Here is a 14,415-nt window from a genome sequence, read left to right on the forward strand (position 1 = left end):
ACTACTATAATGAGATACCTGTTGATTGCCCTGTTTGCGGCGCTGCTCTTTATTCCGTTTCTAGGGGAGGCTCATCTCTTCGACTGGGACGAGATAAATTTTGCCGAAGCTGCGAGGGAGATGATTGTAACGCACAATTTCAGCCAAGTTCAGATTGATTTCCGCCCGTTCTGGGAAAAGCCGCCTTTATTCATTTGGATGCAGGCCGGCAGTATGATGCTTTTTGGTGTCAACGATTTCGCTGCCAGATTTCCCAATGCCATCATTGGTATTGTGACCCTGCTGTCGATCTACGCCATCGGCAAAAAGCATGGCGACCCTAAACTGGGCACGTGGTGGGCACTGGTATACGCCGGCTCCTGGCTACCACACTTCTATTTTAAATCGGGTATTATCGACCCTACTTTCAACCTCTTCATTTTCCTGGCTATCTACTTTGCCTACCGGATCGCCTATACGCAGAAAACCTTTGCCACTGCGGCACTCAGCGGATTATTCCTGGGGCTGGCCGTATTAACCAAAGGGCCGGTAGCCATCCTGGTGGCCATCCTGGTGCTGATTGTATACTGGATCGCCAATAAAGGGCGTATAGCCATTAAGTTTAGTCACATAGGGATCATCGCGCTGCTCGCCTGCTTTACCACCCTGTTATGGTTTGGATATGAAATCCTCACGCATGGCTGGTGGTTTGTAAATGAGTTTGTGAGATACCAGATCCGGCTGCTCACCACCGAAGATGCCGGCCATGGCGGTCCGTTCTTCTATCACTGGATTGTGCTGCTGGTGGGCTGTTTTCCGGCGAGTATATTCCTGTTCAACTACCTGCAACGCAATCGTAAAAAATCCATCTACACCCCTACCTCTGTTTCCTTTGAGCTGAAGGACTTCACCAAATGGATGTGGGTGCTGTTTTGGGTGGTATTAATTCTCTTTTCGGTTGTAAAAACCAAAATAGTACACTACTCCTCACTTTGCTACTTCCCGCTGACATTCCTGGCGGCAGTACAGGTATACCGGCTTGCGGAAGGCAAAAGCGCCTTGCGCTGGTGGAACCTTACGCTGCTGCTGTTTATAGGGGTGGTACTCGGCATCGCCATTGGCGTATTGCCGCTGGTAGGCGTATACAAGGATCAGCTGATCCCGTATATCCATGACCGGTTTGCTGTAGCTAACCTGCAGGCAAACGTGCCATGGTCTGTAACCGAAGCCGGTTACGGGCTGGGATATGCCTTGCTGGTTATTATCAGTGGTATTTTGCTGGCGAAGAAGAAAATGCAGCAGGGGTTAATCATGCTGTTTGTGAGTACTATTCTCGCTATACAGGTGACGGTTGTACATTTTGTACCGAAGGTAGAGGCCTATTCACAACGTGCGGCCATTGAGTTTTTTGAATCATTCCAGGGCAAGGATGTGTATGTAAAAGCCCTGAGTTATCATAGTTATGCACAGCATTATTATTCCCGTGAAATGCCGCATAGCAATAAGAATTATTACGATACCGAGTGGTTACTGAACGGGCAGATTGACAAGCCGGCTTACTTCATCTGCCGGATTACAGATTCGGAGCCTTACAGGCAGCATCCTAACCTGGAGCTGATTGGGGAAAAGAATGGATTTGTATTTTTCAAACGTAAATAACTAACAGATTTCTTGCTACCAACAGCAATCAAAAAATCCGTTACAAAGCGACCGCCGATGGCGGTCGCTTTGTAACGGACAAATCAGGCAATCGCCGCCTTATATCTCTTCTCCACTTCATTCCAGTTAATTACATTCCAGAATGCGCTGATATAGTCAGGACGTTTGTTCTGATACTTCAGGTAGTACGCGTGTTCCCACACATCCAGCGCGAGGATAGGTGCGCCCTGCTCTTTCACCAGATTAGTCATGAGTGGATTGTCCTGGTTAGGAGTGTTGATTACCGACAATTTCTTACCGGGTGTAACAATCAGCCATGCCCAACCTGAACCGAATACGGTTTTAGCGGCATCATTGAACTTTTGCTGGAAGGCTTCCCATGATCCAAAATCTTTGGTGATAGCAGCTTTGAGCTTATCAGAAGGATTTGTTTTTGCAGGCGAAAGCAGTGTCCAGAACAAGCTGTGGTTATAGTGACCACCGGCATTATTTCGTATAGCCTTATCCGTTGCAGTTACTTTCTTCAGGATTTGTTCCAGCGTAAGAGAGGCGTATGGTGTACCGGCAATAGCATCATTGAGATTTTTCACATAAGCGCCGTGGTGCTTATCATGATGGATTTCCATGGTCAGTTTGTCGATATTAGGTTCCAGTGCGTCGAAGCCGTAAGGCAGTGGCGGGAGGGTGAAGGGAGCCTTTGGATCGTCAAAATTGGTTTTCACGGTAGCTGACGTGCTAGCCAGACCGGAAAGCGGGCCGCTTAGCACTGCGGCGCCGGCGAGGCCGGTAAGCTTGATAAATTCTCTTTTGTTCATATAAAAAGATTGAATTTGTTTTAACTGATGGGCATACAAATCTAATTGTTAGCTGGTAAAAAATTTATCAAATTTTGCACCAGCTTGTTACATTTTCATTTTACCTGAAATATTTCCATCCATCTATTTTATTGAGAACCAGCGCCCCAGGTGATTTTACCCGTATAAAGCGTGAAAAATACGGGTTGACTTTATGGATAATTCTGGAAATAATACTATTTTACCATTACCTTCATGTGAAGATGAGTTGATTTTAATCTTTTTTCAGCTAATGAAACTGTTTATCCCGGGCGCTGCTAACTGCGGAGATAGAATTGCAACCCTTGCTACTATGACCAACACAAATCGTAAAGCGCAGACCCTGTGCTGGCGGGTCGCGTTGTTAGTATGACCAATATCAGTGGAAAACTGTCATTATAAACTATTCCGGTTTTGTTCGAGCAGCATGACCAATCCGGGTTAAATAAGGTTATTATTTTTTTATAAAGCATCCCAGTTACATGCTTAAGGTTAGAGTATTCAAGGCGATAGAGTATCCGGAAGAGTGCCTGCAATACATTGCAGGGCATCGGAAAGTACTGGAAGCGTATGGCGTTACCAAGGTAACTTCTGCCAACGTAGACTGGATGTACGAGCCTCATACTTATATCATTACCGTAAGCAACGATGACTACACAAAAACGTATGGTGGATGCCGGATTCAGCTGGCAGGCGGATCAGTACCATTGCCTATTGAATCGGCCATCAACACCATGGATCCAAGAATATTCGATATAGTAAAGGAATTAGCCGCAGATGGTGGTACCGGCGAGTTCTGCGGGTTATGGAATTCCCGCGAGGTAGCTGGCTGGGGAATTGGCAGCATAGTCCTTTTCCGGGTAGTCAATGCCGTACTGAATCAGTTACCAGTAACCACCTTCCTTGGGTTTTGCGCCCAAACGACTTTCCGAAACAGTATCCGCACCGGATATCAGATCATGACCAACATCGGTAACCAGGGCACTTTTTATTATCCCAAAGAAGACCTCATCGCGACTGCACTTATCCTCAAAGATCCGCTGGAACTGAAAAGTGCGCACCCGGAAGACAAAGAGCGGATGTTGAGTCTACGGTACAATCCGGTACAGACGATTATAGAGAAAGGACCCAAAGGCGAAATGCAGGTGGACTATGATCTCCGCATCATGTCCGCCGCCACAAGCGAACTGCCAATGGTCCGATAGCATAAAATACGAGAGACATGAATACAACGTTAGCTAAGGCAATAGCAGCAGGCAGGCAGCAACACCAGGACAGAAACGTAACTTTTTACCGCTTGCAAGACCCAGGACAAGCCTCAGCACTGGCGAATCTATTACAACAACATCCGGCCATCAGCGTGTTCGACGAATTGCAGGCCCAGCTCACCGAGCTGATGAAGCTTCGTCATCCATCCGAACGATTTACAGACATTCAACTGCAGGAACTGGCTGCTGCCCATCTGGGAAACACCGCACCGGAGGAATACGGTGTATGGGTATATTACCCCTGGTCCGCCAAAGTGGTACACCTACTGGACGAGGCCGAATTCATTGAATTGCGTACCAGCAGAAATCAGCAAAAAATCACCAGTCAGCAACGTGATTTACTCCAGACAAAAAAAATAGGGGTGATCGGCTTGTCCGTAGGACAGTCCGTAGCACTGGCATTAGCCATAGAACGCCTTTGCGGGGAATTACGTATAGCCGACTTTGATAGACTGGACCTCAGCAATATGAACCGTATCCGTACCGGGGTTCATAACATAGGCGTGCTGAAAACAGTATTAGTAGCCAGGGAAATTGCTGAAATTGATCCTTTTCTTTCGGTAGTCTGTTACGATGAAGGCATCACCGACGAAAATATACACCAATTTCTCACCGAAGGTGGAAAACTGGATATCCTTGTAGAAGAATGTGACGGGCTGGATGTGAAGATACTGGCACGCCAGCACGCACGTAGCCTGGGCATACCTGTACTGATGGATACCAGCGACAGAGGAATGGTTGACGTCGAAAGGTTTGATGTGCAGCCTGATTTACCTATATTGCATGGAAGAGTGCCAGAAACGCTCACCCCGGCGGCTGTACGTAGTATGCAGGGACCAGCCAGAATGGCACTGGTAGATAGTATCGTCGACTTCAGCTCATTATCTTCGAAAATGCAGTATTCATTGCAGGAAATAGGGAAATCAATTACCACCTGGCCACAGCTGGCATCAGCAGTGATGCTGGGCGGGGCTGCTATCGGTCATGTATGCCGGGAGCTTAGCCTGGGCGGGGATATTGAGTCGGGCAGATACTATGTAGACCTGGAACAAATTTTCAAACAAATAAAGTGACCACCATCTAAATGCGACATCTGATCCAGCCGGTATATTCAAAATTCGTATGCCTGTTACTGTTAGTAACGCTGTTTCGTTTACCAGCCTGGGCAGATACTATTCATATATCTAAAAACTTTCCGCTCCAGCTGGCTGAATACGGTCAGCTGGAGTTTTTGCTGGACCCTTCAGGGAAATTGCAGTTTAAAGATGCCCTGCACAGCAACAGCTTCCAGAAGCTGAAAAAGCAGATCCCCAACTTCGGTCTTACCAAAGACGCCATATGGCTGCGGTTTACCGTCCAGAATACCTCCGGGGAAAATGACCTGATGTTCAACGTCACCTACCCTATTCTGGACCTGATCGACTTATACTTCCCGGATAAAGACGGCCGTTACCAGATGATTCCAGGAGGTGAGCTCCGCCCGTTTAAGTCCAGACCCGTTATCCACCAGAACTTCATTTACAATATCAATATTCCCAATACCACCTCCCAAACGTTTTATGTACGTATTCAAAGCAGGGAAACCATACTGGTGCCCATTTACATAGGAACAAGCCGGGAAATTTATAATAAACTCTATAACGACGACCTTTTACTCTCTCTATATATTGGTATTATCCTCGTAATGGTGTTCTATAATACCTTTATTTTCTTTTCAGTAAGAGACTGGAGTTATTTCTATTACATATTGTACATCCTGTTTGTAGGGCTTACCCAGATGATTATACATGGATTTGGGTACCGCTTCTTCTGGCATGATAACCTGTTTATAACCGAGCAGAGTGTAAACTGGGCCGGGGCACTATCGGGCATTGCGGTATTGCTGTTTGTACAGAACTTCCTGCATGTAAAAGAGAAGGCACCATGGGCCTACCGCATATTCACCTTGTTTATTATCGTATATTCCAGTACGTTAGTACTCAGTGTATTGGGCTATTACTCTATTGCCTATGCGATGATTGACTTCCTGGCGATTACCGGGGTTAGTTTTATCCTGCTGTTTGCTATATCACAGGCATTCAGGCAGTCGAAACCGGCCAGGATATTCGTTTTTGCGTGGACAATCTTTATCCTGGCGGTGATTACTTTTGTTTTGAAAGATATTGGTATTATTCCTTACAATATTTTCACGAGTCATATTCTTGTGATCGGCTCCGGGATGGAGGTTGTACTGCTGTCATTTGCACTGGCAGATAAAATCAATACCTTCAAGGCAGAGAAAGAGGCTTCACAGGCACTTGCCCTGCAAATTTCCAAAGAAAATGAGCAGCTGGTAAGAGAGCAAAATATTATCTTGGAGGCCAAAGTACAGGAGAGAACGGAGGAGTTACAAAACAGTAACAAGGACCTTAACGTGGCCCTGACGAACCTGAAAGACACGCAGACCAGACTGGTGGAGAAAGAGAAGATGGCGTCCCTTGGTCAGCTGACGGCCGGCATAGCCCATGAAATCAACAACCCGATCAATTTTGTAACTTCAAATATTAAGCCGCTGAAGCTGGATATTGCAGACCTGCAGGAGCTTTTAAACCGGTATGCACAGCTGAAAGGCAGTGAAAACATACAGCAGGAGCTGATCAGCATTGAGCAGTTTAAGCGCGAAATTGATATAGATTACATCCACGAAGAAATATCCTCGCTGATAAAAGGTATTGAAGATGGCGCTGCCAGAACAGCAGAAATTGTGAAGGGATTGCGTACCTTCAGTCGCCTGGATGAAAGTGATATAAAATCCATCGACATCCACGAAGGGCTGGATTCCACGTTAGTGCTGCTGAGAAACGGTATTCCCTCCAATGTTACCATCATCAAGGAATACAGTGAGTTGCCCAAAATTGAATGTTACGCAGGTAAGGTGAACCAGGTATTTATGAATATCCTGAGCAACTCCCTGAATGCGATTAAGAGCAAAAAAGTACATGGGGAGGAATTTATTACGATTGCTACCCGCCAGGAAGGAAAATTTGTTGTTATTACTATCCGTGATACAGGTATTGGGATGTCTGCCGAGGTGAAGGAGAAAATTTTCGATCCGTTTTTCACCACCAAGGATGTGGGAGAAGGTACCGGTTTGGGACTTTCTATCGTATTCAGCATCATTGAAAAGCACCGGGGCAAGATAATTGTAAACTCGGCGCCGGGTGAAGGAGCAGAATTTATTATATATTTACCTCTCGACCTTTCCAGTCACCTGTAGCTTAACCATAACTACCAGATGAAAGAGAACCGAATCAGAATACTTTACATTGACGATGAGATCCATAACCTGAATGCGTTCAAGGCTAGTTTCCGCAGGAGTTATGAAATCTATACCGCTACCTCGGCCCTGGAGGGCAAGCAGCTACTAAAGGAGATCATGGTGCATATCATTATCGCCGATCAGAAAATGCCTGTATCTACCGGGGTGGAGTTCTTCAATGAAATCAAGGATGTGCTGCCGGACCCTATCCGCATACTCCTGACGGGTTATACTGATGTGGATGACATCATTGATGCAATCAATAAAGGCCACATCTTCTCCTATGTTAAAAAACCATGGGACGAGCATGAGCTGCACCGCACCATCAACAACGCATACGAGATTTACTCCACCAGACGCCAGCTAAAGGAAAAAATTGTGGAGCTGGAAAAAACCAACGATGAGCTCAACCGCTTTATCTACTCCACTTCCCATGACCTCCGTTCCCCGCTGATGTCGGTACTGGGGATCATAAATTTATCGCGGCTGGACAACAGCGTAACCGACCCTAACGGTTATCTGAACATGGTGGAAAGCTGTGTGCTAAAGCTGGATGGCTTTATTCAGAAAATCATTGAATACTACCGTAACTCCCGGCTGGAGATAGAATACGAGAAGATCGACTTCAACAACCTGCTGAACGACTGTATCACGGTTTTCCAACCGCAGAACACGGATATACGTTTTCAGACGCAGGTAGAGCAGGAGATAGACTTCCGGGGCGATACCTTCCGGATCAGCGTTATACTGAACAATCTCATTTCCAATGCTGTTAAATATCAAAAACCGGAAGAGGCCCACCCAATGGTACATCTGTCTGTTAAAGTGGAACCGCACAAGGCTACTTTATGGATCCGGGATAATGGCATTGGCATACTAAGCGAACATCTGAATAACATCTTCAAAATGTTTTTCCGCTCCAAGAATAATAACAAACCAGGCAGTGGAATTGGGTTATACATTGTGAAGGAGGCATTAAATAAAATCGGCGGTACAATAAACGTCGAATCCAAATACGGCGAAGGCACTCAATTTGAAATTACCATTCCAAACAGAAATGAATTCGATACCTGATCTGAGAGTCATATTGATTGATGATAATGAAATAGATCTGTTGTTGCACGAAAAACTAATCACGTTGCAACAGATCAGCAGAACTGTATTATCGTTTCTGAACGCGAACAAGGCGCTGGAATTCTTATCCAGCAATATTTCCCTGCCTCGCATACCTCCAACGATCATCCTGCTGGATATTCAAATGCCCGAGATGGATGGCTTTGAATTCCTACAGGCATTTGACGCTTATCCGCAGAAAATAAAGTCGCAATGCCACATCATCATGGTATCATCTACCCTTGATTACAGCGATATTACCCGCTCAAATGCCAATCCGCTGGTAACAAAATTATTACGCAAACCCTTACTGATGAAGGAACTCCGCGATGCCGTAGAAGGAATTTTCAAAGATTTTGTATAAAAATTTTGGATTTCAAGGGAATTATATATTTTTGCATCCCGCAAGGGGATAAAAACTTTGCAATGGGGGATTAGCTCATCTGGTAGAGCGCAAGCATGGCATGTTTGAGGTGACCGGTTCGATCCCGGTATCCTCCACAAAAAGGTCTGGAATTTCCAGACCTTTTTTATTTGCATCATGCAGTAGTGTAATATTGTATCTTTAAGATATAACCACTACACATGAAACCCACTTTCTTCACCACCGCCGCAGCCTTCCGCAAATGGCTGGAAAAAAATCATACCACCGAAACGGAACTCATTGTTGGATTTTATAAAACCAGCAGTGGCAAGCCTAGTATTTCATGGCCTGAATCGGTAGATCAGGCGCTGTGTTTCGGCTGGATCGATGGGGTGAGAAAATCTATTGATGAAGAAAGTTACCTGATACGTTTTACCCCCAGGAAAGCAGGCAGCATCTGGAGCGCGGTGAACCTGAAGAAAATGGAAGACTTAACCGCCAAAGGACTCGTGCATCCTGCCGGCCATGCCATCTTTCAGAAAAGAAAAGAAGACAAAACCAATAAATACTCCCATGAACAAAAGGAGCCGGTAGCACTGGATAAAGAGAGCGAGAAACTGTTTAAGGCAAATAAGGTTGCCTGGAAATTTTTTACATCGCAGGCGCCTTCCTATCAGAAAGTAATCACCTGGCTGATTGTGAGTGCCAAACAGCCTGCTACAAAGCTCAAGCGATTGAATGAGGCGATTGAAGCGAGTGCGGAAGAAAGAAAAATTGATCAGTTCAAGAAGTATCGAAAGTAATTAATGCTTTCACGCCACCTGCCATGGAGTGAAAGCATTAATCACGAACAGGCTGAAGTAGCCAATGGTTACATCGGTTTCTCCACATTCACCATCCAGTGAAAACCATACTTGTCGGTTAACATGCCAAAGCGTTTTGCCCAGAACGTTTCCGCTAACGGCATCGTAACAGTACCGCCTGCCGAAAGGCCGTTAAAATATTGCTCTGCTTCTGATTCATCATTGCAGGATAAGGTGAGGCTAACACTGTTACCAAAGTTAACGGGCCCATGGCTCATGCTGTCGCTCGCCATCAGATTGAAGTCGCCGTTACGTAAAGAGGCGTGCATAATTGCACCATGAAATTCTGCCGGCACTTCCTCTTTCATGGGGGAGTCTTTCACCGGCATTAAAAACAATTCGCCGCCCACTACACTCTTGTAAAAGTTCATGGCTTCGGCGCAGTTACCATTTAAGGTCAGATAAGCGTTTAGTGTAGACATAACAATGTGTTTTAGCATTACAGGTAGGAATACTAAAGTTACTAAAATTATGGCGCAGTGATGTTAACTGATCAACACTTTATTACGTACCAGCAGGCAGGCACCAATTATGCCGGACTTCTCTCCCAGTCTGGATATTTTCAGTTTGGTATCATTGTTCACCAAACTGAGGGAGTACTTGTTGATCGCGCTTTTTATAGGGAGACGGATCAGGTCGCCGGTGGCAGCGAGACTACCGCCCAGGATCACGAGTTCCGGATTAAAAATGTTATTGAGTATCGCTAATCCTCGTCCGAGGTTCTCTCCTATCCTGGCGATCAGCTCTATGGCCAGCACGTCATCATGAGTAGCGGCGTCGATAATATCGGGTAAGGTAATGTCGGCATGGGAAATATTTCGGCGACTAAGTAATGACGACGAACCTTCTGCCAGCTTCTGTTTGAACATACGTTCCAGGGCCCAGCCACTCGCTTCTGTTTCGAGGCAGCCTTTTTTACCGCAATTGCAAATGATTTCATTATCGAACAGCGGGATGTGGCCAAACTCTCCGGAGTAGCCGGATTTACCGTAGTACAGCTTTCCATCTATGAGTACGCCCATGCCTATACCGTAATCGAGGTTGAGAAACAGTACATTCTTTTCGCCGTGTACAGAATCGGAGCAAAACTCGCCATAGGCCATGGCGCGGGAATCATTTTCCAGGAATACGCGAATACCTATTTTGGATTCGATCACCTTGCTCAGCGGCTCTTCATCAAAATGGAAGAAGCTGTAACTGAAGCCGGTGGTATAGTTGATGCGGCCTCCAAGGTTAATGCCGATACCCAGGATCTTTTCCCGCGGCACAGGTAAGGCTTCAATAAATCCGTTGATATGCCGGCAGAGCTGTTCCAGGGATTCTTTATTGTTATCAAGTTTATAGGCAAGGTTTTCTTCTGTATGCACCAGGTTTTTCTGCAGGTCTGACAGGCCGAGGTTCAGGTGATCCTGCTTGATATCGACCCCGATGAAATAAGCGGAATCCGGCACCAGGCCGTAAAGGTTGGGCTTCCGACCTCCGGTGGACTCTATCTTTCCATAGTCTTTCACCAGGCCGTCCTGCATGAGATCATTGAGGAGGTTAGTTACTTTAGGTGCGCTGAGGTTCAGCTGTTTGCAGAGCTCCGCAATGGTGGCATTGCCAATATTAGCAAAATAGGCCAGGGCAGCCTTTTTCAGGTTGATATTTTTATACGCAACCCCAGTTACCAGATTGCTGTTCAACTCTTCAATAAATGTTTTGGCCATAACCGGATTGGTGCTTTTGGTCGTTCTATACTCCAACTGTTAGCTGCAGGGCTTATATCACTAATAATAAAATGTATAATTAAGTCGCTTCCTATCTAAAATATTTTCCCGATACTGTTAAAATCAAATCACTAAAAAAGGCATAATACAGGAACATAAATATATAAAAGGCTGCTGATTATTCATGATCTTTTAGGGAGATGTAAAAGCGGCATGGCCGGGGTTACACGTATAGCGGGGATTTCATCTATAATAGATTTTGTTAATTGTTAAAAAAGAATACCTTTGCAGTCCTTTGTTTACCAAGTTCTGTCGTACAGGGCTTTTTTACAAAGTTCATCACCTGCGGATGTGGTGAAATTGGTAGACACGCCAGACTTAGGATCTGGTGCCGCGAGGCATGGGGGTTCGAGTCCCTTCATCCGCACAGGAGCCAGCAGTAATGCTGGCTTTTTTGTTTTATTACTCCTCTTCCTCTCCGGTCCATGGTCCCGCCAGAAAGTACTTCAGTGTAGCAGTATCGTTCCGGTAATAGCAATAATACTGACTGTCATCTTCTCTACCGAGGAAAATATTTCCTTGCAGGTGGGGGCTTGAGCGTATCCTGCCTGGATGCCGGGGTTACGGTCGCGCTATCATGATCAGCAGAGGCAGTTTCCTGGCCGCAGGAAATAAGTAGGCCAGTCAGCAACAGGTATAAGGGGTACTTGGTCATCTCCCAAAATTTATATAGAATATATGGCAAATGCCTGCTATTTTGAAGGATATGGCCTAAATTTTAACCCCTTTTTACCCTTTTACTTCGATAAAACGTACTATCTTCGCGCTCTGCTAGATTGGGCGTATTTTCATAATTTTATGAGAATCAGGCAATTAATCTATAAATAGGACAGAAAAGCATCAGAAACCGGGGGATTTGGCAGGAACAGCGGGCAGGCATTATGCCAATATGACAACAGCATCAAGTTATCAGGTCTGCATATTTCAGCGTCAGGATGTTCGGGTAAAAATCTAGTCTCCGCTTACCTTTCAGGAATTTTCCAGGAAACCGCCGGCATTTTTAGAATGACGTCATGGCAGAAAAATAAAAAAGGAATTATTATTGCTTCTTAAAGAACACTTTTATACAATTCAATTATGGCAACCGTTACCAGAGAAAACATTGGTTTATTGAACGATAAGATCACTGTGAAAGTGAGCACGGAAGATTACCTTCCTAATTTTGACAAGGCAGTAAAGCAATTCACTAAAAGTGCAAACATCCCGGGCTTCCGTAAAGGAATGGTGCCTGCAGGAATGGTTAAGAAAATGCACGGTGCCGCAATTTTCAGCGACGAGGTGTTGAAAACTGTGGAAAAAGAGCTGATGGGTTATATCCAGAACGAGAAACTGGAGCTGTTTGGTCAGCCACTGTCTCTGGAAAAAGAGGCTAAAAACCTGGACTTCAATCAGCCGGCTGAATATGCGTTCGACTTTGAAGTTGGTGTTAAACCTTCTTTTGAAGTTACTCCACTGGAAAACAACAAAACCACTCTTACCAAATATAAAGTGACTGTTACCGACGAGATGGTGCAGGAAGAAGTTGAGCGTTTGCAGCTGAAAGGCGGTAAAATGACTGAACCGGAAACAATTGATTCTGAAGATAACGTTATAAACGTTAAATTCGATGAGTCAGATGCAGCAGGTAATGTTATCGAAGGTGGTATCAGCAAAGAGAATGCGCTGTTGGTGAAATACTTCACTCCTGCTATCCAGGAGCAACTGAAAGGTAAAAAAGCGGAAGACACCATCGTATTCCAGCTGGCTACTTCTTTCGACGAGCAACGCCTGGGCTGGATCCTGAAAGATCTGGGCTTCGACGCAAACGATAAAGAAGCTGCTCAAAAATATTTCAAACTAACTATCACCAAAGTTGGTTTAATTGAGAAAAGAGAATTAAACGAAGAGTTCTTCAAAGAAGTTTATCCTGCGGATAACATCACTACAGAAGAAGCGTTCCGTGCTAAACTGAAAGAAGAAATCGAAAAGTACTGGAATTCCGAAGCTAAGAACCACATGCACAACGATCTGTTCGAAGTACTGGTTCACGAAACTCCGATTGAATTACCAAAAGATTTCCTGAAACGTTGGCTGCAGGTTGGCGGTGAAAAACCTAAGACTGCGGAAGAAGCGGAGAAAGAATACCCTGGCTTCGACCATCAACTGCGTTGGACACTGATCAGCGACAAACTGATTCGCGATAATAAATTAGAAGTATCTTTCGAAGATCTGAAAGAAAACGCTAAACAAAAAGTATTAGGCTACTATGGTGGTGCTGCTGCAGACGGTGCTGAATGGTTAGACAGCTATCTGGACCGCCTGTTACAAGACGAGAAATTTGTAGACCAGACTTACCGCGAAATGATCACCCAAAAACTGTTTGACTGGGCTGAAGCGAAGGTGACTATTAAAGAAGAGGAAATCAAGGCAGACGATTTTGTTAATTTACCTCATAAACATCACCATCATGAACATTAATAACGAATTCAGAAAATATGCGATCAAGCATCACGGGATCAGCAGCCTGGTAGTGGACAGCTATGCAAAAGGCCACCAGATCAACAGTCTGACTCCGTACATCCTCGAGGAACGCCAGATGAACATGACTCAAATGGACGTTTTCTCCCGTTTGATGGCTGATCGTATTATCTTCCTGGGCGACCCTGTGAACGACTACGTAGCGAACGTTATCACTGCGCAACTGCTGTTCCTGGAGTCATCCGACCGCAACCGTGATATTCAGATGTATATCAATAGCCCTGGTGGTAGCGTTTACGCCGGACTGGGTATCTATGATACTATGCAGATCATTTCCCCTGATGTTGCAACTATCTGCACCGGTATGGCTGCCTCTTTCGGCGCTGTATTGCTGGTAGCTGGTACAAAAGGTAAACGTACTGCTCTGAAACACGCCCGCGTAATGATTCACCAGCCTCACGGCGGTGCAGAAGGTCAAACTTCTGACATCGAAATCACTGCCCGCGAGTTCGTGAAACTGAAAAAAGAACTCAACGAAATCATCGCTGGCCATGCTGGTCAACCGGTGAAAAAAGTGGAAAAAGACGGCGATCGTGACTTCTGGATGACCGCTGATGAAGCCAAAGAATATGGCATCATCGACGATGTACTGCAGAAAAATCCGAAAAAACAGCTGGATACTCCACAGTAAATCTTAATATCAGATTGGGTTTTACCTGATTTAGATTATTTTGACAGTCCCGCTACCGGCGGGACTGTTTTATTTAGCCGGGGCCCGGATTTTTAGTGTAAATTTGTAGCCCTGTCAATTA

General features: G+C 45.3%; 12 protein-coding genes and 2 tRNA genes. 11 read left to right on the forward strand and 3 right to left on the reverse strand.

The annotated features are described in order from the left end of the window. The first annotated feature begins 9 nt into the window (after positions 1-9). Positions 10-1,638 (forward strand): glycosyltransferase family 39 protein, encoded by a 1,629-nt coding sequence (locus tag KW844_RS21225; RefSeq protein WP_218378796.1) that lies wholly within the window; start codon positions 10-12, stop codon positions 1,636-1,638. 83 nt (positions 1,639-1,721) lie between these two features. On the opposite strand, the gene KW844_RS21230 is transcribed toward KW844_RS21225, so the two are convergent. Then, on the reverse strand, positions 1,722-2,453 hold the full coding sequence (locus tag KW844_RS21230) for a superoxide dismutase (protein WP_218378797.1): 732 nt from the start codon (positions 2,451-2,453) through the stop codon (positions 1,722-1,724). Positions 2,454-2,953: 500 nt separating this feature from the next. Between KW844_RS21230 and KW844_RS21235 the strand changes: the two genes are divergently transcribed. From KW844_RS21235 to KW844_RS21265, 7 genes are all read left to right on the forward strand, one after another. Next, positions 2,954-3,676 (forward strand): hypothetical protein, encoded by a 723-nt coding sequence (locus KW844_RS21235; protein WP_218378798.1) that lies wholly within the window; start codon positions 2,954-2,956, stop codon positions 3,674-3,676. A 17-nt stretch (positions 3,677-3,693) separates the two neighbouring features. After that, positions 3,694-4,812, forward strand: coding sequence for a ThiF family adenylyltransferase (locus KW844_RS21240; RefSeq protein ID WP_218378799.1), 1,119 nt, complete (start codon positions 3,694-3,696; stop codon positions 4,810-4,812). A gap of 11 nt (positions 4,813-4,823) precedes the next feature. After that, positions 4,824-6,995, forward strand: coding sequence for a 7TM diverse intracellular signaling domain-containing protein (locus KW844_RS21245; protein ID WP_218378800.1), 2,172 nt, complete (start codon positions 4,824-4,826; stop codon positions 6,993-6,995). 18 nt (positions 6,996-7,013) lie between these two features. Next, positions 7,014-8,111 carry an ATP-binding protein gene (locus KW844_RS21250; protein ID WP_218378801.1) on the forward strand — a complete coding sequence of 366 codons (1,098 nt, stop codon included), beginning with the start codon at positions 7,014-7,016 and terminating at the stop codon, positions 8,109-8,111. Beyond that, on the forward strand, positions 8,095-8,514 hold the full coding sequence (locus KW844_RS21255; protein WP_073083958.1) for a two-component system response regulator: 420 nt from the start codon (positions 8,095-8,097) through the stop codon (positions 8,512-8,514). Before KW844_RS21250 ends, KW844_RS21255 begins: the two co-directional genes overlap by 17 nt. A 64-nt stretch (positions 8,515-8,578) precedes the next feature. Continuing rightward, positions 8,579-8,651: transfer RNA gene (locus tag KW844_RS21260), tRNA-Ala, on the forward strand. An 84-nt stretch (positions 8,652-8,735) separates the two neighbouring features. Beyond that, positions 8,736-9,317 (forward strand): YdeI family protein, encoded by a 582-nt coding sequence (locus tag KW844_RS21265; protein WP_218378802.1) that lies wholly within the window; start codon positions 8,736-8,738, stop codon positions 9,315-9,317. Between the two features lie 68 nt (positions 9,318-9,385). Here KW844_RS21265 and KW844_RS21270 read toward each other — a convergent pair whose 3' ends face one another. Both KW844_RS21270 and KW844_RS21275 read right to left on the reverse strand, forming a co-directional pair. Next, a complete protein-coding gene (locus tag KW844_RS21270; protein ID WP_218378803.1) occupies positions 9,386-9,799 on the reverse strand; it encodes a VOC family protein in 414 nt (137 codons plus the stop codon). A gap of 63 nt (positions 9,800-9,862) precedes the next feature. Beyond that, on the reverse strand, positions 9,863-11,086 hold the full coding sequence (locus KW844_RS21275; protein ID WP_218378804.1) for an ROK family transcriptional regulator: 1,224 nt from the start codon (positions 11,084-11,086) through the stop codon (positions 9,863-9,865). Between the two features lie 345 nt (positions 11,087-11,431). Between KW844_RS21275 and KW844_RS21280 the strand changes: the two genes are divergently transcribed. The 3 genes from KW844_RS21280 to clpP all read left to right on the forward strand — a co-directional run bounded on the left by KW844_RS21280 (position 11,432) and on the right by clpP (position 14,294). Next, positions 11,432-11,513 (forward strand) — tRNA-Leu (locus KW844_RS21280). Between the two features lie 710 nt (positions 11,514-12,223). Then, positions 12,224-13,603: a trigger factor gene (gene tig / locus KW844_RS21285; protein WP_218378805.1), complete on the forward strand. Its 1,380-nt coding sequence runs from the start codon at positions 12,224-12,226 to the stop codon at positions 13,601-13,603. Further along, entirely contained in the window at positions 13,593-14,294 is a 702-nt protein-coding gene (gene clpP / locus KW844_RS21290; RefSeq protein WP_218378806.1) for an ATP-dependent Clp endopeptidase proteolytic subunit ClpP, read from the forward strand. Before tig ends, clpP begins: the two co-directional genes overlap by 11 nt. The last annotated feature ends 121 nt before the right edge of the window (positions 14,295-14,415 follow it).

It is taken from the genome of Chitinophaga sp. sic0106, assembly GCF_019219075.1.
In the GTDB taxonomy this organism is placed as follows: Bacteria; Bacteroidota; Bacteroidia; order Chitinophagales; family Chitinophagaceae; genus Chitinophaga.

Excerpts from the sequence above, each read along its gene's own strand:
- KW844_RS21225 (WP_218378796.1), top strand. The coding sequence starts at position 10 with ATGAGATACCTGTTGATTGCCCTGTTTGCGGCGCTGCTCTTTATTCCG.
- KW844_RS21230 (WP_218378797.1), bottom strand. The coding sequence starts at position 2,453 with ATGAACAAAAGAGAATTTATCAAGCTTACCGGCCTCGCCGGCGCCGCA.
- KW844_RS21235 (WP_218378798.1), top strand. The coding sequence starts at position 2,954 with ATGCTTAAGGTTAGAGTATTCAAGGCGATAGAGTATCCGGAAGAGTGC.
- KW844_RS21240 (WP_218378799.1), top strand. The coding sequence starts at position 3,694 with ATGAATACAACGTTAGCTAAGGCAATAGCAGCAGGCAGGCAGCAACAC.
- KW844_RS21245 (WP_218378800.1), top strand. The coding sequence starts at position 4,824 with ATGCGACATCTGATCCAGCCGGTATATTCAAAATTCGTATGCCTGTTA.
- KW844_RS21250 (WP_218378801.1), top strand. The coding sequence starts at position 7,014 with ATGAAAGAGAACCGAATCAGAATACTTTACATTGACGATGAGATCCAT.
- KW844_RS21255 (WP_073083958.1), top strand. The coding sequence starts at position 8,095 with ATGAATTCGATACCTGATCTGAGAGTCATATTGATTGATGATAATGAA.
- KW844_RS21265 (WP_218378802.1), top strand. The coding sequence starts at position 8,736 with ATGAAACCCACTTTCTTCACCACCGCCGCAGCCTTCCGCAAATGGCTG.
- KW844_RS21270 (WP_218378803.1), bottom strand. The coding sequence starts at position 9,799 with ATGTCTACACTAAACGCTTATCTGACCTTAAATGGTAACTGCGCCGAA.
- KW844_RS21275 (WP_218378804.1), bottom strand. The coding sequence starts at position 11,086 with ATGGCCAAAACATTTATTGAAGAGTTGAACAGCAATCTGGTAACTGGG.
- tig (WP_218378805.1), top strand. The coding sequence starts at position 12,224 with ATGGCAACCGTTACCAGAGAAAACATTGGTTTATTGAACGATAAGATC.
- clpP (WP_218378806.1), top strand. The coding sequence starts at position 13,593 with ATGAACATTAATAACGAATTCAGAAAATATGCGATCAAGCATCACGGG.